Source organism: Labrys okinawensis, from assembly GCF_002982075.1.
GTDB lineage: Bacteria > Pseudomonadota > Alphaproteobacteria > Rhizobiales > Labraceae > Labrys > Labrys okinawensis_A.
This window is the reverse complement of the sequence record NZ_PUEJ01000003.1, coordinates 151,591-173,301: the sequence shown is the minus strand read 5'-3', so window position 1 is coordinate 173,301 and position 21,711 is coordinate 151,591. Positions and strand designations below refer to the sequence as shown.

The window sequence follows — 21,711 nt, the reverse complement described above, 5'->3', positions numbered from 1 at the left end:
TACGCTTCGACATTGCATCCTGCTCCCCGATGGGGCAAAGGTCCGGCCAACGGAATTTCTGCAGGCGGTGACGATGAACATTCTTCTGATCGGATCGGGCGGGCGCGAACATGCCCTGGCCTGGGCGATATCGGCGAGCCCGCTCTGCGAGAGGCTTTATGCCGCGCCCGGCAATCCCGGCATGGAAGAATGCGCCATCTGCGCCGCCGTGGACGCGACAGATCATCCGGCGGTAATCGCCTTCTGCCGCGAGAACGAGATCGACTTCGTGGTGGTGGGTCCCGAGGCACCGCTGGTCGCCGGCCTGGTCGACGATCTCGCCGCCGCCGGGATCAAGGCCTTCGGTCCTTCCAGGGCCGCCGCCCAGCTCGAGGGCTCAAAGGGCTACACCAAGGACCTCTGCCAGGAATTCTCCATCCCGACCGCAGCCTATCGGCGCTTCACCGACGCTGCCGCCGCGCGCGCCTATGTCCGCGAACAGGGTGCGCCGATCGTGATCAAGGCCGACGGCCTGGCCGCCGGCAAGGGCGTGGTGGTGGCGATGACGCTGGAGGATGCCCTTGCCGCCGTCGACGCCATCTTCGCCGGCAGCGTCGGCGAGGCCGGCCACGAGGTGGTGGTCGAGCAGTTCCTGGAAGGCGAGGAGGCGAGCTTCTTCGCCCTGTGCGACGGCACTACCGCCATTCCGCTGATTTCCGCGCAGGACCACAAGCGCGCCTTCGACGGTGACAAGGGTCCGAATACCGGCGGCATGGGCGCCTATTCGCCCGCCCCGATCATGACGCCCGAGATGGAAGAGCGCGTGATGGAGACCATCATCCGCCCCACCGTGCGGGCCATGGCCGCCCGCGGCACCCCCTTCAAGGGCGTGCTTTTCGCCGGCCTGATGATCACCAGGGACGGCCCTCAGCTGATCGAATACAATGTCCGCTTCGGCGATCCGGAAACGCAGGTCCTGATGCCGCGGTTGCGCTCGGACCTCCTGCCGGCCCTGATCGCCTCGGCGGACGGCGTGCTCTCCACCATCTCGCTGCGCTGGAAGAGCGATGCGGCGCTCTGCGTGGTGATGGCCACCAAGGGCTATCCCGGCAGTTTCCCCCGCGGTTCGGAAATCCGGGATCTCGCCAAGGCCGCCTCGCTCGACGACGTGCTGGTCTTCCATGCCGGAACCAAGCGCTCGGGTGATCACATCCTGGCCAATGGCGGGCGCGTGCTCGGCATCACCGCCAGCGGCAAGAGCGTGGCGGAGGCACAGAAGCGGGCCTATGAAGCCGTCGACCTCATCGACTGGCCCGAAGGCTTCAGCCGCCGCGACATCGGCTGGCGTGCCATCGGCAAGGCCTGACATGACGCCCAGGGTCAAGAGCCCCGTCAAGACCGTGGCATTGGCACTCGGCGGCGGCGGCGCACGGGGCCTCGCCCATATCGCGATGCTGGAAGTCTTCGACGAGCTCGGCATCCGCCCGGTCGCTATGGCCGGCACCTCGATGGGGGCGATCTATGCCGCCGCCTATGCCGCCGGCCTGTCGGCCGCCGAGCTCCATGCCTACACGCTTGCCACCCTCGCCGATCGCCGCGGCACGCGCAGCAAGCTGATGGCGGCCCGCACCGGGCGGCTGGCCGACCTGTTCTCCGGCCTCGGCAATCCGGTGATGATCGATGCCGAAGCCTTCTGCGAAGCCTTCCTGCCAGAGGTCGTGCCCAAGACTTTCTCCGAACTCGCCATTCCGCTCACCGTCGTGGCCACCGACTATTACGGCCGCCGCGAACGGGCCTTCACCTCCGGCCCGCTGCGCCAGGCCGTCGCCGCCTCCATGGCGATACCCGGTGCGATCCGGCCGGTACGCATCGACGGCCAGGTGCTGATCGACGGCGCTACCGTCAATCCCCTGCCGCTCGACCATCTCGCCGGCAAGGCCGATATCCTGGTCGGGGTCGATGTCTCCGGTGCTGCCACGCTTGCCACGGAGACCGACATGCCCGGCACCTTCGAGGCGATGTTCGGCGCGCTGCAGATCATGCAGGCCGCCATCGTCGACGCCAAGGCCGCCCATTATCGACCCGACATCCTGATCCGCCCCAATGTCGGCAGCATCCGCGCCCTCGATTTCGCCCGCTCCAGCGTGGTCTTCCGCCTGGCGAGGCCGGCGAAGGAGGAATTGAAACGGCGGCTCGGCGATTTGCTGGAGCGGGGATAAGCCAGGTTCCTTCTCCCCTTGCGGGTGTCGCCAACTCCGAAGGAGTTGGCTAAAGGTCCCGGCAGGGGGATGAGGGGTGCAGCGATTTCCCAACCAGGTTGCGTATCTCCCCTCATCCGTCCCTTCGGGGCACCTTCTCCCGCAAGGGGAGAAGGCGGTGGCGCTCTTTCCTGCCCCTTTCGACGCTGCCACCCCCTTGTCTCTTCCCAGCCCGTCTTTCAGGGCTTATGTGAGGGGCTGCGTCCCGCCACGCATCGTTCCTTCGACCAGAAAGGCCCCGCCTTGGTTTCCTCGCCCCGTCTCATCCATGGCTTTCGCGAGATTGCCAGCGCCTATGACCTGATTTTCTGCGACATCTGGGGCGTCATCCATAATGGCCACCGGGTGTTCGACGGGGTTGCCGACGCCCTCATCGCCTATCGCCGGCAGGGCGGCACGGTGGTGCTGGTCTCCAACGCACCGCGGCCCGCCCAGTCGGTGATGCCGCAGCTCGACCGGCTCGGCCTGCCGCGCGAATGCTGGGACGCCATCGTCACCTCGGGCGACGTGACGCGGGCGCAGATCGCCGCCGTGGCGGCAAAAAAGGTCTTCCATCTCGGCCCCGATCGCGACCGGCCGCTTTATGACGGCCTCGGCATCCGCTTCGCCGACACGCCCGAGGAGGCCGAGGTGGTCGTTTGCACCGGCCTGTTCGACGACACCACGGAGACGCCGGAGACCTACAGGGACATGCTGGCCGGCTTCAAGGCGCGCGACGTGCCGATGATCTGCGCCAATCCCGACCTCATCGTCGATCGTGGCGGCACCATCATCTATTGCGCCGGAGCACTGGCAGAAGCCTATCGCGCCATCGGCGGCGACGTGGCCATCTGCGGCAAGCCCTACAAGCCGATCTACGACGCCGCCTTCGAGACTGCCGCCTCGCTCCGCGGCAAGCCGACCTCCTCCGCGCAAACCCTGGCGATCGGCGATTCGGTGCGGACAGATCTCGCGGGCGCCACCGCCATCGGCTGCGGGGCGCTGTTCATCTCCGGCGGCATCCATGCGCTCGAGGCCGGCCATGAAGGCGATGGCGTCGACCCCGAGGCGCTCTCTGCCTTCCTTGCCGACAAGGGCGTCATTCCCGACGCGGTCATGCCGCGGCTGATCTGGTAGACATCATGGCCTTCGAGCAGTTTCTCGATCCCGTCACCCTGCCCGCGCATCTTGCCGGCGCCGCCATCGCGATCGGCAATTTCGACGGTGTGCATCGCGGCCACCTGGCCGTGATCGATGCGGCCGAGGCGCTTGCCAGGGGCTCGCAGCCGGGACCGCATCATCGCTCGCGCCCGGCCGTCGCCCTCAGCTTCGAGCCGCATCCGCGCAGCCTGTTCCGGCCGGACGAGCCCCTGTTCCGGCTGACGCCGCCCGCCTTGAAGGCCCGCCTCCTGGAGAAGGCCGGCCTCGACGCGCTGATCACCCTCACCTTCGACAGGGCGCTTGCCGGCATGACGGCCGAGGAATTCCTGGAGGAGCTGATGGTGCGGCGGCTCGGCGCCCATGCCGTCGCCGTCGGCTATGACTTTCATTTCGGCAAGGACCGCCGCGGCACCCCCGAATTCCTGGTGCAGCACGGGCGTGCCCTCGGCCTCGACATCGCCATCGTGGCGCCGACGCGCGAGAGCGGCGAGGCCGTGTCCTCCTCGGCCATTCGCCGCGCCCTGGCGGCTGGCGACATCACGCGCGCCAATCGCCTGCTCGGCCATGAATGGTCCGTGCTGGGCACCGTCGTCCACGGCGAGAAGCGTGGCCGCGAACTCGGCTTTCCCACCGCGAACATGGCACTCGATCCGCAATGTGGCCTGGCCTTGGGCATTTACGCCGTGCGTGCCGAGATCGACGGCATCGTGCATGCCGGCGTCGCCAGTTTCGGCCGCCGCCCGACCTTCGACAACGGCCCGCCCTTGCTGGAGACCTTCGTGTTCGATTATTCCGGCGATCTCTACGGTAAGGAGATCGAGATCGCTTTCGTCGGCTATATCCGCGGCGAGTTGAAGTTCGACTCGATCAAGGCGCTGATCGAGCGCATGAACGAGGACAGCCGCATTGCCCGGCAGATGACAGCACGAGACGGATCGTGAAGCTCGGCTTCATCGGGACGGGAGCGCTGACGTCGGCTATCGTGACCGGCCTCAAATCCGTTGCCGACAACGACGTGGCGGTCGTGCTGTCGCCGCGCAACGAGGCTGTCGCCGCCGACCTGGCCTCGCGCTTTGCCGATGTACGGGTCGCGGCCGACAATCAGGCCGTTCTCGACGCCTGCGACACGATCATGCTCGCCGTCCGGCCGCAGATCGCCCATGACGTGCTGGCAGGCCTGCAGTTTCGCCCCGCCCATCGCATCATCAGTCTGATCGCCACTCTGTCTCTCGAGGAGATCGCCGCCCTGGTCTCCCCGGCCGAGCGCGTCACCAAGGCGCTGCCGATGGTCGCCCAAAGGCAGGGGCCGACGATCATCTATCCGCCCGATCCCGACGTCGTGGCCTTCTTCGCCCGGTTCGGCAAGGCCTTCGCGGTGAAGGATGTTACCGAATTCGATGCGCTGAGCGTCGCCACCGCGACATTCGCCACCTATTTCAAATATCTCGACACCCTTCACGGCTGGCTGCAGGGCCATGGCGTTTCTGACCCGACAGCGCGTAGCTATGTCAGCGCCCTGTTCAAGGCCCTGGCCCAGGCGCCGGAGGCAGCGCCCGACACCGATTTCATGCATCTGGCACAGGAATATGCGACACGTGGCGGCATCAACGAACAGGTCCTGCGCGAGCTGACCGATCGCAAGCTCTTCGAGGCTTTCGCCGAGAGCCTCGACGGCGTGCACCGACGCATCAGTGGAATCTGAACCTTTCGGCCAGGACGGACGCCAGGCCTTCGTGGCTGATGCCATGATCCACCGCTCAGGAATCGCGGGTACGGCCCGCTAAAACGGCCGGTGACCGCGCGACGATGACGATCCCCGCCAGGGAAACTACCAGCCCCGCCGCCATGGCCCATGACAGCGGCTCGCCGAACATCAACCAGGCCCAGATCATCGTCACCGGGGGACTGAGATACAGCACCGAGGTGACGCGGGTGGGCGAGGATTTGCGCAAGGCGATGTAATAGAGGCTCCAGGCGCCGAAGGTGGCCACGAAGACCAGCCAGAGGACGCCGCCGATGAAGCCCCAGTCCAGGACGGGCAGGACGCTGCCCTCATGCCAGGCGAACATGGCGAAGATCGCCGAAGCGGACAGGCACTGGACGCACAGGCTCCGATGCACGGGCATGGCGCCGGCCGGGCTGCGCTTCTGCAGCAAGGTCGCCAGGGCCAGCGACAGTGTGCCGAGCACGGGCAGACCATAGGCCCAGAGCGGGACATGGCCCATGTCGATGGACCAGCCCGAGGCGATCAGGACACCGGCCAGGCCAAGGAACGAGCCCAGCCATTGGCGCGCGCTCAAGGCCTGCCCCAGCACCGGCCAGGACAGGATGGCCACCGCAAGGGGCAGCATGTCGGCAATCAGGGCAACGAGGCCGGTCGGCACGCCGAAGACAATCGCCAGGGCGAAACCGGCGAGATAGCCGGACATGGCCAGCGCGCCGAACCAAATCTGCGGCAGGATGTCCTTCCAGCGCAGCGGAGGCCCCATGGTCAGTGCGAAGGGGAGCAGGACCAGGCCGGAGACCAAGCTGCGCCACAGCAGGATCAGGAAGATCGGGGCATGATCGATCGCAAACCGGATGCCGACGAAGCCGGCGCTCCATGAGATCACCAACGCTGCTTCGAGCACGAGCAGCACGACAATCGCCACGCTTCTGTTCTCCCGGGGAGGAGATGGGCTGATGGCCTCGCTCATGGGCATCCGGGTTCAGAACCGTTCGATAACCGAGGCGGCAATCCTGCGTGCGGTCTTCAGGCGCCCGTCATGCCCGTCCAGCCCGGCGCGCGACATGGCGCCTTCGAGCAGGAAGGAAAGATGTTCGGCGGTTTCGTCGATCTCTGTGCCCGCGTCCGGCCGCATCTCGCCGAGATAGGCCCTGAACAGGCGCTCGACCTCCTCCTTCTGCGAGGCGACCGAGGCGCGGCCCGGATCCCCGACCGGCAGTTCCGCGGCAGCGTTGAGCAAGCCACAGCCTCGAAAGCCCCATTCATAAGCCGCGCCCGCATAGTCCAGATAGGAATCGAAGATCGCCAGCACCCGTTCCTGCGGCGTAGCTGCACTCTTGAGCCGTTCCCGATAGATCTCCTGCCATTCGGTGCGCCTCTCCTGGATGTAGGCATTCACCAGATCGGCCTTGGACGAGAAATTATTGTAGAGGCTCATCTTGGCGACCCCGGCCCGTGCCGTGATGGCATCGATCCCGGTGGCGCCGACCCCCTCGCTGTAGAACAGCTCGGCTGCGGCCTTCAGCAGGCGTTCCCTGGCTGGCATGCGGTCGGTCATGTTCCTGGCCCCTTGATTAGGTAGACCGATCTACCTAATTTCATTATGTGTCAAGTCCCTCTCAGCGCGAGGGAGCGGCTGGGTGCGCGCCTATCTCTCCGATTTGCAGACGGCCTCGATGTGGTGACCGTCCGGGTCGATCACGAAAGCGGCAAAATAGGTGGGGCCGTAGTGGGCGCGAAGGCCGGGCCCGCCATTGTCGACACCGCCATGCGCCAACGCCGCCTGGTGAAACTGCGAAACCGCCTGCCGGCTGGGTGCGGCAAAGGCGAGGTGGAAACCGGCGCCGGGAGATCGCGCTCGCTCGTCCCGCAGCTTGAGCGTGAATTTGTCGCCGCCGCCGGGCAGCCCGTAGCCCACCGCCTGGTCCGGTTCATTCGGCCGCAGGTCCTCCCACACGCGCACATAGCCGAGGGCTCCCAGGACAGCGTCGTAGAAAGCCGCGGAGCGTTCGATGTCCGCGACGCCGAAGGAGACGTGATGCAACATGGCAGCTCCCGTGGAATCGAGCGTGGAGGTTCGCCGGTGACGATCAGACGGCGTCCGCCTGCGCTACCGGCTGGCCGCTCGCCTCGACCCTCTCCTCGGCGGGCCCGGTCCGCCGCGCCAGATTGAGCGCGGTGTTGATCAGCCCGATATGACTGAAGGCCTGCGGGAAATTGCCGAGCATGCGCTCCGCGATCGGATCATATTCCTCCGACAGCAGCCCCACATCGTTGCAAAGCCCCACCAACCGCTCATAGAGACGCCGCGCATCGTCCTCGCGGCCCTGCAGCACATAGACATCCGCCAGCCAGAAAGTGCAGACCAGGAAGGCCCCCTCCCCCGGCGGCAGGCCGTCATCGACATGGTCGGTGTTGTAGCGCAGCAGAAAGCCGTCGCGCATCAGCATGGTCTCGATGGCCTTGACCGTGCCGATCACCCGCGGATCGTCCGCCGGCAGGAAGCCCACCAGCGGAATCTGCAGCAGGCTTGCGTCGATCGTCTTCGAGCCATAGGCCTGCACGAAGCTGCCGAGATCGGTGTCGAAGGCCTTCCGACAGACATCTTCGTGAATCTCGTCGGCCACACGCTGGCAGCGCTCGGCAAAAGCGGGCCTGTCGCCGGACTTGATGGCCATGTTGGCGGCACGGTGGAAGGCGACCCAGGCCATCACCTTGGAATGGGTGAAATGCTGCGCTCCGCCGCGGACCTCCCAGATCCCCTCATCGGGGCGACGCCAGGCGCTTTCGAGGTAGTTCATGATGACTTCGCTGAGCGCCCGCGTGCGGGGGTGGCGCTGCAGGCCGCCGGCGGCGGCCTGCATCATGGCATCGGCAACCTCGCCATAGACGTCGAGTTGGAACTGCTCGGCGGCGGCATTGCCGATCCGCACCGGCCGCGACCCCTCATAGCCGCCGAGCCAATGAGGCTCCCATTCCAGCAGGTTCCGTTCGCCCGACAGGCCATACATGATCTGCATCTGCTCCGGGGCCCCGGCGATGGCCCGCATCAGCCATTCGCGCCAGGCGGAGGCTTCCTCGTAATAGCCGAGCTTCATGAAGGCCTGCAGCGTCATGGTGGCATCGCGCAGCCAGCAATAGCGGTAATCCCAGTTGCGCGGACCACCGATCTGTTCGGGCAGCGAGGTTGTGGCAGCCGCCACGATGCCGCCCGTCGGCATATAGGTGAGCGCCTTCAGGGTGATCAGGGAGCGTTTGACGACATCGGTCCAGGCTCCGACCGATGGGCAGCGCGCGGCAAAATCGCGCCAAAAGCTTTCCGTATTCGCCAGCGCGGCCTGGACATCGGGCTGGGTCGGCCGGGGCGTCGTGGAGGGGCTGTAGGTCAGCACGAACGGCACCTGCTCGCCGGCGCTGACCCGGAAGGAACCGGCGGTGTGCAGGTCTTCCCCCTCCAGGGGCACGGGGGTCGAGAGAATCAGCCGATCGGGTCCGGCCACGGCCGTGATGGTGCCGTCATCGGCGCGGGTGACCCAGGGCACGGTGCGTCCATAGTCGAAACGCACGACGAAATCGGTGCTGAAATCGACACTGCCCTCCTGCCCCACCACCAGCCGGATGAGATCGTTGGTGCCATCGCGCAGCGGCATGAAGTCGATCACCGTGGCGACGCCTTCCTTCGTTTCGAACGTCGTTTCCAGGACGAGTGTATCGGGCCGATAGCGGCGGCTGACGCGGGCCTTCCTGTCGGTGGCGGCAATGCGCCAGCGCCCGTTCTCCGGCGTGCCGAGCAGGGCTGCAAAACTGGCGGGCGAATCGAAACGAGGAAAGCAGAGCCAATCGATGGAGCCGTCGCGGGAAACGAGGGCTGCCGTTTCGCAATCGCCGATCAGGGCATAGTCTTCGATCCGAGACGTCAAGGGCATCACTCCTTTCGACAACCAGGATGGGCCTGGCTATTCTCTTGGCCAGATCTCTTGGCCAAATCTCTTGGCCTGAATGCGGCGATTTAGCGCCGAAAGCTCACTTTCCCCCCGATTTACTCCATTCGGGTTCCGCACCCCATCCGCAGCGCCCCAGCTTGGCCATAACCCCGGCACGACGAAAGTCGTTCCGGGCGCTGCGGCTGGACGGCCCGTGAGGCTCTCAACCATCACCGTTCCGGTCCATCACCGCAAGGCCTGCCGGCCTGAGGGACTCGGCAGAATTTCGGGCAGCGAGCACGGGAATCCCCGAAGGAAAAGGCAATAAAACATAGCCTGAAGACAGGGCAGCAGGACACACTTATCGGTTGAGGTAAAATAATACTATTGCTTAAATATATTCTAATCCTAAAGAGTTAAATAATGTGTATTGAAGCTACCGAAGTTACAATATATAAATAAATTATGTATTCAAATTTATATTTCTATCATAAAGCTTAAAATAAAAAATCGTCACTTCTGAAGTAAAAAGGACATATGCTGCTCGAGGGATACATATGGACGATCCACGATACGTTGGAAATATAGCTTTGATCAGCGGCAATGTATTGATAAGGGATTGTCTTAATTCTATCCTTTCTCTTAATTTTCCTGATTATAGAATACAGCTATTTTCCGCCGCGGATGAATGGGGTCTTTCTTCTCAACCCGTGCGGGTCCGATTGGTGATCCTGCATGATCGCGGGTATATAGATGCCACAAAAACGTTGGCGACCGCCCGCGCTCACAAACCTCGCGTCCCCGTTCTCATCCTGGCAAATGCCAGCGACGCAGCGAGTATCGTGCAGGCTATCGATCTGGGGGCAAGAGGCTATGTGCCCAGCACCCTGCCCGTCGGCGATCTGATCCTCGCGGTGCACCGCGTCATGGCAGGAGGAACTTTCGTCCCGCCTGAAACGGTGTTCGGCACACAGGCATGGAAGCCGCTGACGCAACGGCAATTGTCCGTCGTCACCGGCATCCGGCAGGGCAAGACCAATGCGCAAATAGGAAAGGAGCTCGGCATCAGCGAAAGCACCGTCAAGGTGCATGTCCGCAGAATCATGAAGCAGATGCAGGTCATCAACCGAACGGCCATCGCACACCGATCGAAGGACATTCTCTCCACCGACGAGGACTAGAGCAAAGCGCGTTCAAGCGTGAACGCTTATTTGCTCTAACTCATTGTTCTGACGCGTCTTTGCGATTCTTGCTGACTCCGTCTAATCGCAAAACGCTATAGGACGTTCATGCAGGCACGCAGACCCTGGCGAGCCGGATCTTCGATTGCTATGGTCGGCGCCGGAGTTGGGCACCGCGGCGTGTCGGCATCGGAGGTTGCACATTGTCGGCGCTCGCCGGTCTTTTTCCCGCTTGGATGGTGCTGCTGCGGCGTTACTGGCCGCATCTGATGGCACTTTGGCTGATCGGCATGCTGGCCGAGGACGTGCTGACCGAAATCGCCGTGCGTATCGGCTTTCTCAACCGATTGGCCGGTCTTTCGACGCTCACATTGGTGGTCCTGGTCAAGCTGGTGGTGATCGTCGCCCTGTTCGAGATCGTCCGGCCGGGACTGCCTTTCCTGCAGGCGGCGGCAAACGCAGCCGAATCGCCGGAGGACTCGTCGCGGCAGGGCGGGCCTGCCGGCTTCACCATGGCCCTGTCCCTGACCCTGGTACCGTTCTTCGCCTTCTATGCAGCCTGGGGATTTCTCAGCGATACATTGCGTGAATATTCCAAGCTTGCGCTCGATCTGACGCCCTTTGGCGAGAATGCCCGCATTCTCGACGTCACCGGCGGTGCGTTGCTGCTATTGCTGGTGGCCATTGCCTGGCTGGTGCGGCTCGGCGCCAAATCCATGCACAAGCGTTCCAGGCATGTATTCTGGCCCTTCCTGATCGTGGTGTGCGAAGCCAACTGGGCCTTCATCGCGCTCTATGTGCTGCAGAGCTGGCATAGCGAGATCATGGCCTGCATTGCCCGCCTGCCGGAGGCCCTGAACTCTGCGCTGTTGCCGGCGGCGCGCGCGGCAGGCATTGCCCCGCCTGTCGAGGCTGCGCCCGCGTCCTGGTGGGACATGCTGTCGGCTCTCTTCCTCTATGCCCTCTACCCCGCCGTCTGGCTGACCCTGGCGGCACTCGTCTATGGTTATGACATCGGGCGGACGGGCACGCCCGCCCAGGGCCGCTGGAGCCGGGCGATCGCACACTGGGACAGGCTGCCCAGGTTCCTGCGCGATTTTCTCACCCATTTCATAGCCGGTACGACCAAGCGCTACCGCGCGCTGGCAGAGGGCGTCGGGCTGACCTTCGGCACGGGTCTTGCCATCGTCATTGCCGTCATCGTTGCCTTCCGTCTCCTGGACTGGGGCTCGGCCTGGGCATGGTATGGCGCCGCGCGCCTGATCGGACCTCATGAGATCGGCTTGTGGCAGATCATCGCCCACGGCCTCTCCATCCTGCTGGGCAGCCCGAGCGCACCCGGCAATGGCGCGCTGATCATGCCCTTGAAGATCACCCTCCTTGCCGCGGGACTGGAAACGGGCTTTGCCCAGGGCCGGCAGTGGTGCAGTGCGCGCCAGCCGCTCAGCGCGGTTCCAGCGGGAAGTTGAGGGCGTCCGGCAGGGCCGACCGGAAGGAGAGCCGCACGGAAAGGTCCGAGCTGGCCTCGGCCGGAAGCAGGAACTTCTCCTCGACCAGCGTCGGCTGACCGTCGAGGCCGAGGGACCGGGCCGCCTCGAAGCACCCCGCCACAGGCCTTGCCGTCGGCTCCAGCGCGCGGCTGATGTCGCGGGACAACACGAAGGACAACGGGCTCCAGCGCTGCCCCCGGCCATCCAGCAAGGTCAGGCTGCAGCCCATCCAGATGGCCTGCCGCTGCGCCTCATCGGCTATCTTGCCCTCCGGCACCGCCTTGAGGCGGACGATGAGGAGCTTCCGATCCTTCGACAAGGGCAGGCGCGCGCCCTCGCCGCCATCGATGAACCGGGCCGAAACGAGCGACCAGTCGGCGCGCGCATAGGGAGCGGCTCCGCCGGGCTCGACGGCGGTGATGCGCATTTCGTGCGAGGCGACATAGTCCATGATGTCGACACGCGCGCCGAACGCGAAGACGGCGAGCAACAGCACGGGTATCGCGATCAGGCTGCGCCAATACCAGCGCGAGGCGGGCTGGCTTTCCGGGAAGGCCGGCTCAGAGGGGGTCACGGCCGATCTCCAGGACGGTGCGGCGAATGGCGGAACCCTCGTTCAGGGACATGGCGAGCTGGGATGTGAGTCGCGGGAAGGCCTCGCGGGAAACCACCAATTCCGCGCCTGGGAGTTCGTCCGCCGGCAGTTCGAAGACGAAGAGGCCGCGCTGCTGCAGGCCCGGCTGCAATTCCTTGCCGGACAGCAGTTGAGACAGGCCGTCCACGCGAGGGCTCTGCATATAGATGCGGCCGCTGGCGCCACGCAGGGCGACGCCAGCGAGCAAGAGCGTGCGATGGGTGGCGGACGCATCGGCCGTGATCACGGCCCAGATGCCGCCGGTGCCGCGTTCGACCTTCTTGCCGTAGCGCTGGAAGACCAGCAGTTCCGAGAGGATGAGCTTGTCGACCTTGAGGCTGAACTCGGCGGTTTCGGCAGGTGCCTCCTGCCTGCCCGCGATCTCGATCGGCCCGGTGAGGACCGCATAGCCGGGCGTCGTCCAGTGCAGCAACGCCAATATGGCGACGCCGGCCAACACGATCGCTACGGTGGCGGCGGCCTGTTTCATCCCGGGCTCCCGGCGGCATCGAGAGGCACGCTCACGCGGGCGACATCATGCGGATTGAACCAGCCCGGAGCGCCATAGAGACTGTCTTTCGGCTTGAAGGTCGCACCGGCCACGGTGAGCTCCAGCGCCTTGGGCAAGGCAGCTTCGGCAGGCAGGGTCCACACGGCCTGCAGGCGCTCCGGCAGGCGGGGCTGCAGCGCCATCAGCCGCTCCTTGTCCCGGACGAGGTAGAAATCGGGGCCCTCGGCGCCGGCGATATTGGTGAGCTTCAGGATGCCGGTGACGGCATTGGAGGTGCGTTCGGTCCGGTTGGCAAGCAGGAGCTCGAGCACCACGGCGCGGCGGCCGGCCTTGACCGGGCGGCCGTCCGGCAGTGCCGTGGCCAGGGCGGCCGAGTTCGGCGTGACGAGCCAGCGCCCCGCCTCGATCGTCTGCCCGGCCGTGATATTCGGAACCGGCGCGGGATTGCGCAGCTGATAGAGCGAAACGCCCAGCGAAATCGCGGCAGCTGCGAAGCCACCGATGCCGGTCAGCAGCTTGGCCTTGAGGCTCTGGCGGGAAAATCCCGCGCGCAGCTTCGACAATGTCTCGTTTGCGTCGGCCATGCCCTGACTTAGCCCCTGCAGGCGGCCCGGGCAAGATGTCGCGGAAGGGGGCACGGCCCCCGTACACTCTACGTGATGCACGCGCCATGATCGTCACATTCACCGGGTTCTGCCGTTACGGCATTCGTTGCATGATGCCCGATGTCGCGAGTCGCGGGAGGGGCCATGGCCGATGCGGATGCCATTGTCGTCGGGGCGGGCCTGGCCGGGCTGGTCGCGGCCACCGAGCTCACAGCCGCGGGAAAACGGGTCATCCTGCTCGACCAGGAGCCGCGCCAGAATCTCGGCGGCCAGGCCTTCTGGTCGCTCGGCGGGCTCTTCCTGGTCGACACCCCCGAGCAGCGCCGGCTCGGCATCAAGGACAGTTTCGCCCTCGCCCTGCAGGATTGGATCGGCACGGCCGGCTTCGACCGCGAGGAGGATTACTGGCCCCGGCGCTGGGCGGAGGCTTATCTCGCTTTCGCCGCCGGCGAGAAACGCGCTTGGCTGCGCGCCATGGGACATCGGATCTTCCCCGTCGTCGGCTGGGCCGAGCGGGGTGGCGGCAGCGCCGGCGGCCCGGGCAATTCGGTACCGCGCTTCCACCTCACCTGGGGCACGGGTCCGGGCGTGGTCGAGCCGTTCGAACGGCGCGCCTTGGCGGCCGAGGCCGAAGGCAGGCTCGTATTGCGGTTTCGCCACCGCGTCGACGGCCTGATCCGGGCAGGCGGGGCGGTAACCGGCGTGGAAGGCAGCCTGCTCGCACCCAGCGATGCGCCGCGCGGGGCCGCCACCTCGCGCCAGGCGGTGGGTCACTTCGCCCTGACGGCGCCGGTGACGATCATCGCCAGCGGCGGCATCGGCGGCGACCTCGACCTGGTGCGCCGCCATTGGCCGCAGCGGCTCGGCCGGCCGCCGAAGGCGATGGTCACCGGTGTGCCGGCCTATGTCGACGGGCGCATGCTCGGCATTGCCGCAGAGGCCGGCGCACGGCTGATCAATCGTGACCGCATGTGGCACTATGTCGAGGGCCTCAGAAACTGGGATCCGATCTGGCCCGGCCACGGCATCCGCATCCTGCCCGGTCCCTCTTCGCTCTGGCTCGACGCTCGCGGCAACCGCCTGCCCGGCCCGCTCTATCCGGGCTTCGATACGCTGGGGACACTGGCCCATCTGCGTGCCACCGGCTTCGACCACAGCTGGTTCATCCTGACCCAGAGCATCATCCGCAAGGAATTCGCGCTCTCGGGATCGGAGCAGAATCCCGACCTGACCGGCCGCGACTGGAAATTGACGCTGCGCCGCGCCATCGGCCGGCGAGCGACCGGGCCGGTGGAAGCCTTCAAGCAGCACGGCGCCGATTTCGTGGTGGAGGAGGACCTGGAACGTCTCGTCGCCGGCATGAACGCCCTGACGCAGGAGCCCCTGCTCGACGCCGCCGCGATACGGCAGCTGATCGAGGCGCGCGACCGCGACCTCGCCAACGGCTTCGGCAAGGACGGCCAGATCATGGCCATCCGCAATGCCCGGCGCTATCTCGGCGACCGGCTGGTCCGCACGGCGCGGCCGCACGCCCTGCTGGATCGGGCCCACGGCCCGCTGATCGCGGTCAAGCTCAACATTCTCACGCGCAAGACGCTGGGCGGCCTGGAGACCGATCTCGACGGCCGGGTCTTCGGGCCGGACCTTGCTCCCCTGCCCGGCCTCTATGCCGCGGGCGAGGCCGCCGGTTTCGGCGGCGGCGGCATGCATGGCTATCGGGCGCTGGAGGGTTCCTTTCTCGGCGGCTGCCTGTTCAGCGGACGGCAGGCCGGCCGTGCGGCAGCGGCAGCGCTGTAGCCTCGGATCCGGACTCGGGTGCCGTCGGCCCCGGCTTTGCACGGCGACGATATCGACAAGCGTTCCGGGCAGCGGCAGAATAAGGACATGAGCGTCCGCCTGCCCCAGAATTTCTCCCCTGCCACCGCCCGTACGGCCCTTGATGTCCTCGGCGCCGAGATCCGCGTGGAAAAGGCCGCCTCGCTGGAACGGGCGGGTGAGGCCGCCGGCCAGGCCATGGCCGCCCTGCATGCGGCCGCGCCCGAGAATCCCGACCGCCCCCGCCTGCTCGCCGACGCCGTCGACGCCGTCTACGGCTATTTCATCCAGCGCGAACTGATGGGCATGGCTTCCCATGGCGGTGTCATCCGCGAGCTCAAGATTCCACCCGAGGTCCTGGTAAGACTCGGCGTCAGGCGCTGATACGGTCCGTCCGAAACCGGGCGCCTCACAGGTCTCCGATGCTGCCATCCGCCATGCGCCGCGCATAGACGGCGAGGACCAGGCGTTCGGAATGGATGAGATAGTCGCCGAGCATGGCCGCCGCTCTGTCGAACTGGCCGGCTTCGGCCAGTTCGAGAATGGCAAGGTTCCTGTCGACGAAGGGTGCATGCAGGAATTCGGCATCCTGCAGCATGCCGAAGGCGAGCCGCAGCTCCGCCAGGACCTGGGCGAACAGCAGATTCAGCCTCTCGCTGTCGGCAAGTTCCACCACGGCCATATGAAAGGCCATGTTGGCGGTACCCACCCCGGGCCAATCCTCCGCCGCCCGGTAGCGCAGGGCTTCCTCGAACGCCTCACGCATGCGTTTCTTGGCAGGATGGCGCGGATAGGCCTGGGCGAGGGCCTGGCATTCGATCAGGCGCCGGACCCGGTAAATATCGATGATCGAGGCGATGCTCGGCACCGCCACGAACACGCCGCGATTGGGAACATGCCTGAGCAGGCCATCCTTGGTGAGCACCCGGAAGACTTCGCGCAGCGTGTTGCGGGAAATGGCGAGATCATCGCTGAGCGCCTGCTCCGACAGGCGCTGCCCCGGGGCGAATTCGCCTTGCGTGATCTTGCGCCGCAATTGCTCGGCGACACGTTCGCCGAGCGTCAGGGCAGATGCGGCGGGAGGGGGATCACCCGGTTGCGTCATGGGGCGGTGCCTCGTGCCATTGTGTGAGCTTCACTCAACGCTGCCCTTCCGTCTGTCCACGACAGCACACCGGATTGTAGGGCAATCCTCGGGATTCACAACGACGCCCCCTGCGATCTCGGCAGGGAGAAATGGCGAGCCGCCTCGATAGAGCCACAGCGTGCAGCCCGGCACACGATGACCCGTCGCCGAAGCAGGTTGGAAACCCAACGGTCCGCCCGATATGCAGGCTGAAGCCCGGACTGGGGCCGGTTCTCTCGGGTCTCTTTTCCCGATCGTCCAGGAGGTATCAATTTATTGTTGAACAATATTTTATTTCAGTTCAATCAAAATCCTTGATCGAGGCATCAATTTGGATGATATTGCCGGCAGATCGGAAAATATCACCCTACAAAAGCCGATCGATTTCCAAACCATTCAATGTCCCCGGGGAGCGACCATCGTGCCTAGTGACATCAGCCTATGGCCCCTGATCGGCGTGGCCATCATCGTCGCGGGCTTCGTCCTGCGCTTCAATCCCATGCTCGTCGTGATCGTCGCCGCCATCGGCACGGCTCTCGCCGCGAGCTTCCCGCCGCAGCAGGTTCTCACCGCTATCGGCACCGGCTTCCTGAAAACACGCAATCTTGCGGTGATCCTGCTGCTGCCGCTCGCCGTGGTCGGCCTGCTCGAGCGCCATGGCCTGCGCCAGCATGCGCAGGCCTGGATCAGCAGGATACGCTCGGCGACTTCGGGCCGCCTGCTCATCGTCTATCTGGCCGTCCGGCAATTGACCGCAGCGGTGGGCCTGACCAGCCTCGGGGGGCATCCCCAGATGGTGCGCCCGCTGATCGCGCCCATGGCGGAAGGGGCGGCCGAGGTCCGCCATGGCGCGCTCACCGAGCGGGTCCGCCACAAGCTCAGGGCCTTTGCGGCCGCCACCGACAATGTCGGCCTGTTCTTCGGCGAGGACATCTTTGTCGCCTTCGGCGCCATCGTGCTGATGACGACCTTCCTGCGGGAGGCCGGCATCGAGGTCGAGCCGCTCCATGTCGCCTTGTGGGGCATCCCCACCGCCACAGCGGCCTTCGTCATCCATGCCTTCCGGCTGTCTCGCCTGGACGCGGCCATTGCCCGCGAGCTTGCCGAAGCGCCGCCCGAGACCGGTCTGCGGCCTCAGACAACGCCGGAGAGCTGACATGATCCTCACGCTCTCCCACCTTTTTTACCTCGTCGGCGCGATCCTGGCCATCACGGCGGCGATGACCCTTGCCGACCGCGACCATCCCAAACGCTTCAGCAGCGCCCTGTTCTGGGCCCTCTACGCCCTGGCCTTCCTGGTCGGCGATTTCCTGCCGCCGGCCGTGGTCGGCGCGGGTGTCGTCGCGCTGGCGCTGATCGCCGGCTTCGGCGGGGTCGGCGCCGGCCGCCATGACATTCCCAGCGTCGCCGAAGCGGTGGCCAGTGCAAAGCGCCTCGGCAACAAGCTCTTCGTGCCGGCGCTCGCCATTCCGCTGCTGACCATGGTGATCACGCTTTCGGGCCACTATGTCATCATCGGCGGCAGGCCGCTGTTCGATCCCAAGAATACCACCCTGCTCGCCCTCGGCATCGCCTGCATCGTCGCGCTGGGCCTCGCCTGCTGGCTGACCCGCGAAACGCCGGTGCAGGGCATGCGCGAATCCCGCCGTCTCACCGATGCGCTCGGCTGGGCCCTGGTGCTGCCGCAGATGCTGGGCATGCTCGGCCTGGTCTTTTCCGATGCCGGGGTGGGCAAGGCGGTCGCCCACCTCACCACCAGCTATGTCAACATAGACCTGCGCCTAGTGGCGGTCGCCCTCTATGTCGTCGGCATGGCGCTGTTCACCGTGATCATGGGCAATGGCTTTGCCGCCTTTCCGGTGATGACGGGCGGGGTCGCCGTGCCAGTCCTGATCGGTGTCTATCACGGCAATCCGGCGGTGATCGCGGCCGTCGGCATGCTGTCGGGCTATTGCGGTACGCTGATGACCCCCATGGCCGCCAATTTCAACATCGTGCCGGCAGCCCTGCTGGAGATCGACAAGAATGCGGTGATCCGCGCCCAGATACCGACGGCGCTAGCCCTGCTCGCCGCCAATGTCGTACTGCTCTATGTCCTGATGCCGCTCTAGGCCATCATTCGCGGAAAGCAGCCATGAGTCCCAAAACGCCGCCAAATGTGTTGATCACCGGCTTCGAGGCGTTCGAAAACGATGAGACCAACGCCTCCTGGGAAGTCGCCCGGGCGCTGGACGGGTCGATATGCGAGGCGGCTCTCGTCCGCGCGGTGCAATTGCCGTGCGTGTTCGGGGACGCCATCGAGCGGTTGGACGAGGCCCTGAGGCAATGGCGGCCCCGCCTCGTCGTCAGCCTGGGACAAGCGAGCGGGCGTGCCGAGATCACGCCCGAGCGCGTGGCGATCAATCTCGACGATGCGCGCATTGCCGACAATGCCGGCCAACAGCCGATCGATATCCCCGTGATACCGGGTGCTCCGGCGGCCTATTTTTCCTCCCTGCCGGTCAAGGCGATCGTGCGCGACCTCAGGGCGGCGGGACTGCCCGCCTCGCTCTCCAACACTGCCGGCACCTTCGTGTGCAACCATGTCTTCTTCGCCCTGATGCACCGGCTGGCGACGCTACGCCCGCTTGCCGGCACCAGGGGCGGGTTCGTGCATGTGCCCTGCCTGCCCGAACACGCCGCGCGCCGGCCCGGACTGCCGAGCCTGGCGCTGCAGACACAGGTCGAGGCGATCCGCCACCTCACGCGCACCGCACTTAGCGTTCAGGAGGACGCGCGTGAGAGTGGCGGGCAGATCCATTGAGCCGCCGGGCAGCGGAGCGGCGTGAAATTATCGGGAGCGTCGAGCCATGAACATCGATCTCAACAGCGATCTCGGCGAGAGCCTCGGCGCCTGGCGCATGGGCGACGACGAGGCGATGCTCGCCATCGTCTCCAGCGCCAATGTGGCCTGCGGCTTTCACGCCGGCGATCCGACCGGCATCCTCGCCACGCTGCGGGCCGCCACGGCCAAGGGCGTCACCGTCGGCGCGCATATCGCCTATCCCGATCTCGGCGGTTTCGGACGGCGCAATATGGACGTCGCCAGCGAGGATCTCATCGCCGATACCATCTACCAGATCGGCGCGCTCAAGGGCCTGGCCACCGCCGCCGGCACCCGCGTATCCTACGTCAAGCCGCATGGCGCCCTCTACAACACCATCGCCAAGGACCGGCGGCAGGCCGAGGCCATCATCGAGGGGATCCGGCAGATCGATTCCGGGCTCACGCTGGTGGCCCTTGCCGGGTCGCCCCTGCTCGGCTGGGCCCGTGCCGCCGGCCTCACCGCGGTCGCCGAGGCCTTCGCGGACAGAGGCTATATGCCCGATGGCTCGCTGGTGTCGCGCCGCGAGCCCGGCGCCGTGCTCCACGACCCGCAAGAGGTGGCGGCCCGCATGCTGCGCCTCGTCACCGAAGGCACGGTTCCCGCCATCGACGGCAGCGCGGTCCGCGTCGAAGCGGATTCGATCTGCGTCCATGGAGACAGCCCCGGCGCCGTCGCCATGGCCCGCGAGATCCGCGTCTTGCTGGAACGATCGGGGGTCGCCATCCGCTCCTTCATGGCCTCGGCTGGGGAGAAGCGTTGATGCGCTTCCTGCCGGTCAATCTCGATGCCATCATGGTGGAGTTGCCAGACCTGCCGCAGACCCTGGCCCTGCAGGCCTCGCTGCGAGCCGAGCCCATCGCCGGCATCGAGGACATCGTGCCGGCAGCCCGAACCCTGCTGGTGCGCTTTCGTCCGGCAGCCATCGCACAGCGGGACCTGATCGCCGCCATCGGCCGGCGCCGGCTCGATGCCAAGGTCGAGCAAAGCGGCACGCTGATCGAGATCCCGGTCCGCTATGACGGGGAGGACCTCGCCGAAGTCGCCGATCTCCTCGATATTCCGGTCGCGGAGGTGATCCGGCGCCATACGGGCGGTGACTATACCGTGGCCTTTACCGGTTTCGCACCCGGCTTTGCCTATCTCAGCGGTGGCCATCCGAGCTTCGATCTGCCCCGGCGCGCCACGCCGCGCCCGCGCCTGCCGGCCGGCTCCGTGGGCCTTGCCGGACGTTTCAGCGCCGTCTACCCGCAGGCGAGCCCCGGCGGCTGGCAGATCATCGGCGTGACGGACCTGCCGATGTGGGACCTTGCGCGCGAACGCCCTGCCTTGCTGCAACCCGGCGACCGCGTGCGTTTCGTCGAGGTCGGCAAAGGCAAGAGCCCACACCCCCGCCCCCTCTCCTCGGTGGGGAGAGGACCCGGCGGTGAGGGAAGCAATCCCGCCGCCCCCCTCTTCGAGATCGTCAAGCCAAGTCCTCAGATGCTGTTCCAGGATCTCGGTCGTCCCGGCCAGGCGCGGCAGGGCGTCAGCGTTTCCGGCGCGATGGACCGCGCCGCTTTGCGCAGCGCCAACCGGCTGGTCGGCAATCCCGTCCCCTCGCCCTGTATCGAGATCGCCTATGGCGGCTGCGAACTCCTCTGCCTCGGCGAGACGGTGGTCGCCGTCACCGGTGCCGACGGACCGCTCACCCTGACGACCGCTGGTGGTTCCGTCCATCCCGTGCCCCGTCACGCCGCCATCGCGCTCACTGCCGGCGACAGGTTGCATTTCGGGGAGCCGGTGGCCGGCATGCGCTCCTACCTTGCCGTGCGCGGCGGGTTTGCCGTCGCCCCCGTGCTGGGCAGCGCCGCCACCGATACGCTCGCCCAGATCGGGCCGCCGGCCCTTGCGGTCGGCGATCGCCTGTCCGCGCTCGCGCCGCCGCCCGGCGCCGTGACGGCGCTGCCGGACATGCCGCCCGCGCTGCCCAGGCTCGATGAACCCGTCGTGCTCGACGTCGTCATGGGTCCGCGCAGCGACTGGCTCTCCAAACAGGCGCTCGAGGACTTCGCGAACCAGTCCTGGTCGGTGACGCCCCAGTCCAACCGCATCGGCATCCGCCTCGCCGGCGAACGAGCGCTGAAGCGCGCGCCGGCCAAAGAAGGCAAGGAACTGCCGAGCGAAGGCACGATCCAGGGTTCCATCCAGGTACCGCCATCGGGCCAGCCGGTGCTCTTCCTCGCCGATCATCCGTTGACCGGCGGCTATCCCGTCATCGCCGCGGTCGCCCCCTACCATCTCGACCGCGCCGGCCAGATTCCGATCGGCGCGCAGATCCGTTTCCGGCCGATCACCCCATTTTCCGAAGCGTCTTGCGACCCGGCGGAAGCGCCGGGAGCCGCAAAGGCGCCTCGAACCAAAAAACCAGAATAGACCAGCCTTTCCGCTTCAACGCGCTTTGCTCAGGGGAACAGTGAT

The 21,711-nt window shown here is 66.1% G+C and carries 22 protein-coding genes; 14 read left to right on the top strand and 8 right to left on the bottom strand.

Features of this window, described 5'->3' with window-relative positions; all coding sequences use genetic code 11:
• Positions 1-73: 73 nt before the first annotated feature.
• The 5 genes from purD to C5L14_RS07840 all read left to right on the top strand — a co-directional run bounded on the left by purD (position 74) and on the right by C5L14_RS07840 (position 5,079).
• Entirely contained in the window at positions 74-1,345 is a 1,272-nt protein-coding gene (gene purD, locus C5L14_RS07860) for a phosphoribosylamine--glycine ligase (protein WP_105861490.1), read from the top strand.
• 1 nt (position 1,346) lies between these two features.
• Positions 1,347-2,198, top strand: a complete 852-nt coding sequence (locus C5L14_RS07855) for a patatin-like phospholipase family protein (protein ID WP_105861489.1) — start codon at positions 1,347-1,349, stop codon at positions 2,196-2,198.
• Positions 2,199-2,480: 282 nt separating this feature from the next.
• Positions 2,481-3,353 (top strand): TIGR01459 family HAD-type hydrolase, encoded by an 873-nt coding sequence (locus tag C5L14_RS07850; RefSeq protein ID WP_245443305.1) that lies wholly within the window; start codon positions 2,481-2,483, stop codon positions 3,351-3,353.
• Positions 3,354-3,358: 5 nt separating this feature from the next.
• Complete coding sequence (locus C5L14_RS07845; protein WP_105861487.1) at positions 3,359-4,318, top strand: bifunctional riboflavin kinase/FAD synthetase; 960 nt, start codon at positions 3,359-3,361, stop codon at positions 4,316-4,318.
• Positions 4,315-5,079, top strand: a complete 765-nt coding sequence (locus C5L14_RS07840) for a pyrroline-5-carboxylate reductase (protein ID WP_105861486.1) — start codon at positions 4,315-4,317, stop codon at positions 5,077-5,079. The genes C5L14_RS07845 and C5L14_RS07840 overlap by 4 nt, the downstream gene beginning before the upstream one ends.
• A 55-nt stretch (positions 5,080-5,134) precedes the next feature.
• On the opposite strand, the gene C5L14_RS07835 is transcribed toward C5L14_RS07840, so the two are convergent.
• From C5L14_RS07835 to C5L14_RS07820, 4 genes are all read right to left on the bottom strand, one after another.
• The gene (locus tag C5L14_RS07835; protein ID WP_245443303.1) at positions 5,135-6,028 is read right to left on the bottom strand and encodes a DMT family transporter; all 894 of its coding nucleotides are present in this window, start codon (positions 6,026-6,028) and stop codon (positions 5,135-5,137) included.
• A gap of 57 nt (positions 6,029-6,085) precedes the next feature.
• Positions 6,086-6,661, bottom strand: coding sequence for a TetR/AcrR family transcriptional regulator (locus C5L14_RS07830; protein ID WP_105861485.1), 576 nt, complete (start codon positions 6,659-6,661; stop codon positions 6,086-6,088).
• A gap of 90 nt (positions 6,662-6,751) precedes the next feature.
• Positions 6,752-7,150, bottom strand: a complete 399-nt coding sequence (locus C5L14_RS07825; protein WP_105861484.1) for a VOC family protein — start codon at positions 7,148-7,150, stop codon at positions 6,752-6,754.
• 43 nt (positions 7,151-7,193) lie between these two features.
• Positions 7,194-9,029 carry a glycoside hydrolase family 15 protein gene (locus tag C5L14_RS07820; protein ID WP_428832610.1) on the bottom strand — a complete coding sequence of 612 codons (1,836 nt, stop codon included), beginning with the start codon at positions 9,027-9,029 and terminating at the stop codon, positions 7,194-7,196.
• Between the two features lie 587 nt (positions 9,030-9,616).
• On the opposite strand from C5L14_RS07820, the gene C5L14_RS07815 reads away from it, so the two are divergent.
• Both C5L14_RS07815 and C5L14_RS07810 read left to right on the top strand, forming a co-directional pair.
• Positions 9,617-10,207 (top strand): response regulator transcription factor, encoded by a 591-nt coding sequence (locus C5L14_RS07815; RefSeq protein WP_181161076.1) that lies wholly within the window; start codon positions 9,617-9,619, stop codon positions 10,205-10,207.
• Positions 10,208-10,410: 203 nt separating this feature from the next.
• On the top strand, positions 10,411-11,676 hold the full coding sequence (locus C5L14_RS07810; RefSeq protein WP_105861482.1) for a hypothetical protein: 1,266 nt from the start codon (positions 10,411-10,413) through the stop codon (positions 11,674-11,676).
• On the opposite strand, the gene C5L14_RS07805 is transcribed toward C5L14_RS07810, so the two are convergent.
• Genes C5L14_RS07805 through C5L14_RS07795 form a run of 3 tightly spaced genes read right to left on the bottom strand, consistent with a single transcriptional unit; the run spans position 11,651 to position 13,426 of the window.
• Positions 11,651-12,271: a hypothetical protein gene (locus tag C5L14_RS07805; RefSeq protein WP_105861481.1), complete on the bottom strand. Its 621-nt coding sequence runs from the start codon at positions 12,269-12,271 to the stop codon at positions 11,651-11,653. The two genes, C5L14_RS07810 and C5L14_RS07805, sit on opposite strands and share 26 nt — an antisense overlap.
• Positions 12,258-12,821, bottom strand: a complete 564-nt coding sequence (locus C5L14_RS07800) for a hypothetical protein (protein ID WP_105861480.1) — start codon at positions 12,819-12,821, stop codon at positions 12,258-12,260. Before C5L14_RS07800 ends, C5L14_RS07805 begins: the two co-directional genes overlap by 14 nt.
• Positions 12,818-13,426 carry a hypothetical protein gene (locus C5L14_RS07795; protein ID WP_105861479.1) on the bottom strand — a complete coding sequence of 203 codons (609 nt, stop codon included), beginning with the start codon at positions 13,424-13,426 and terminating at the stop codon, positions 12,818-12,820. Before C5L14_RS07795 ends, C5L14_RS07800 begins: the two co-directional genes overlap by 4 nt.
• 165 nt (positions 13,427-13,591) lie before the next feature.
• Here C5L14_RS07795 and C5L14_RS07790 point away from each other — a divergent pair, with 165 nt between their 5' ends.
• Together C5L14_RS07790 and C5L14_RS07785 are read left to right on the top strand one after the other, a co-directional pair.
• A complete protein-coding gene (locus tag C5L14_RS07790) occupies positions 13,592-15,244 on the top strand; it encodes an FAD-binding dehydrogenase (protein WP_105861478.1) in 1,653 nt (550 codons plus the stop codon).
• 87 nt (positions 15,245-15,331) lie between these two features.
• A complete protein-coding gene (locus C5L14_RS07785; protein ID WP_105861952.1) occupies positions 15,332-15,646 on the top strand; it encodes a DUF6665 family protein in 315 nt (104 codons plus the stop codon).
• A gap of 25 nt (positions 15,647-15,671) precedes the next feature.
• Here C5L14_RS07785 and C5L14_RS07780 read toward each other — a convergent pair whose 3' ends face one another.
• Positions 15,672-16,367 (bottom strand): GntR family transcriptional regulator, encoded by a 696-nt coding sequence (locus C5L14_RS07780; RefSeq protein ID WP_105861477.1) that lies wholly within the window; start codon positions 16,365-16,367, stop codon positions 15,672-15,674.
• A 442-nt stretch (positions 16,368-16,809) separates the two neighbouring features.
• Between C5L14_RS07780 and C5L14_RS07775 the strand changes: the two genes are divergently transcribed.
• Genes C5L14_RS07775 through C5L14_RS07755 form a run of 5 tightly spaced genes read left to right on the top strand, consistent with a single transcriptional unit; the run spans position 16,810 to position 21,666 of the window.
• Positions 16,810-17,544 carry a DUF969 domain-containing protein gene (locus tag C5L14_RS07775; RefSeq protein ID WP_105861951.1) on the top strand — a complete coding sequence of 245 codons (735 nt, stop codon included), beginning with the start codon at positions 16,810-16,812 and terminating at the stop codon, positions 17,542-17,544.
• Position 17,545: 1 nt separating this feature from the next.
• A complete protein-coding gene (locus C5L14_RS07770) occupies positions 17,546-18,499 on the top strand; it encodes a DUF979 domain-containing protein (protein WP_105861476.1) in 954 nt (317 codons plus the stop codon).
• A gap of 23 nt (positions 18,500-18,522) precedes the next feature.
• Entirely contained in the window at positions 18,523-19,191 is a 669-nt protein-coding gene (pcp, locus tag C5L14_RS07765) for a pyroglutamyl-peptidase I (protein ID WP_105861475.1), read from the top strand.
• A gap of 46 nt (positions 19,192-19,237) precedes the next feature.
• Complete coding sequence (locus C5L14_RS07760; RefSeq protein WP_105861474.1) at positions 19,238-20,014, top strand: LamB/YcsF family protein; 777 nt, start codon at positions 19,238-19,240, stop codon at positions 20,012-20,014.
• Positions 20,014-21,666, top strand: a complete 1,653-nt coding sequence (locus C5L14_RS07755; protein WP_105861473.1) for an urea amidolyase family protein — start codon at positions 20,014-20,016, stop codon at positions 21,664-21,666. Before C5L14_RS07760 ends, C5L14_RS07755 begins: the two co-directional genes overlap by 1 nt.
• The last annotated feature ends 45 nt before the right edge of the window (positions 21,667-21,711 follow it).

What these genes read in the sequence shown, in the direction of transcription:
- C5L14_RS07755 (WP_105861473.1), top strand. Translation starts at nt 20,014, where the DNA reads ATGCGCTTCCTGCCGGTCAATCTCGATGCCATCATGGTGGAGTTGCCA.
- C5L14_RS07855 (WP_105861489.1), top strand. Translation starts at nt 1,347, where the DNA reads ATGACGCCCAGGGTCAAGAGCCCCGTCAAGACCGTGGCATTGGCACTC.
- C5L14_RS07830 (WP_105861485.1), bottom strand. Translation starts at nt 6,661, where the DNA reads ATGACCGACCGCATGCCAGCCAGGGAACGCCTGCTGAAGGCCGCAGCC.
- C5L14_RS07770 (WP_105861476.1), top strand. Translation starts at nt 17,546, where the DNA reads ATGATCCTCACGCTCTCCCACCTTTTTTACCTCGTCGGCGCGATCCTG.
- C5L14_RS07780 (WP_105861477.1), bottom strand. Translation starts at nt 16,367, where the DNA reads ATGACGCAACCGGGTGATCCCCCTCCCGCCGCATCTGCCCTGACGCTC.
- C5L14_RS07795 (WP_105861479.1), bottom strand. Translation starts at nt 13,426, where the DNA reads ATGGCCGACGCAAACGAGACATTGTCGAAGCTGCGCGCGGGATTTTCC.
- C5L14_RS07800 (WP_105861480.1), bottom strand. Translation starts at nt 12,821, where the DNA reads ATGAAACAGGCCGCCGCCACCGTAGCGATCGTGTTGGCCGGCGTCGCC.
- C5L14_RS07790 (WP_105861478.1), top strand. Translation starts at nt 13,592, where the DNA reads ATGGCCGATGCGGATGCCATTGTCGTCGGGGCGGGCCTGGCCGGGCTG.
- pcp (WP_105861475.1), top strand. Translation starts at nt 18,523, where the DNA reads ATGAGTCCCAAAACGCCGCCAAATGTGTTGATCACCGGCTTCGAGGCG.
- C5L14_RS07825 (WP_105861484.1), bottom strand. Translation starts at nt 7,150, where the DNA reads ATGTTGCATCACGTCTCCTTCGGCGTCGCGGACATCGAACGCTCCGCG.
- C5L14_RS07785 (WP_105861952.1), top strand. Translation starts at nt 15,332, where the DNA reads ATGAGCGTCCGCCTGCCCCAGAATTTCTCCCCTGCCACCGCCCGTACG.
- purD (WP_105861490.1), top strand. Translation starts at nt 74, where the DNA reads ATGAACATTCTTCTGATCGGATCGGGCGGGCGCGAACATGCCCTGGCC.
- C5L14_RS07845 (WP_105861487.1), top strand. Translation starts at nt 3,359, where the DNA reads ATGGCCTTCGAGCAGTTTCTCGATCCCGTCACCCTGCCCGCGCATCTT.
- C5L14_RS07820 (WP_428832610.1), bottom strand. Translation starts at nt 9,029, where the DNA reads ATGCCCTTGACGTCTCGGATCGAAGACTATGCCCTGATCGGCGATTGC.
- C5L14_RS07760 (WP_105861474.1), top strand. Translation starts at nt 19,238, where the DNA reads ATGAACATCGATCTCAACAGCGATCTCGGCGAGAGCCTCGGCGCCTGG.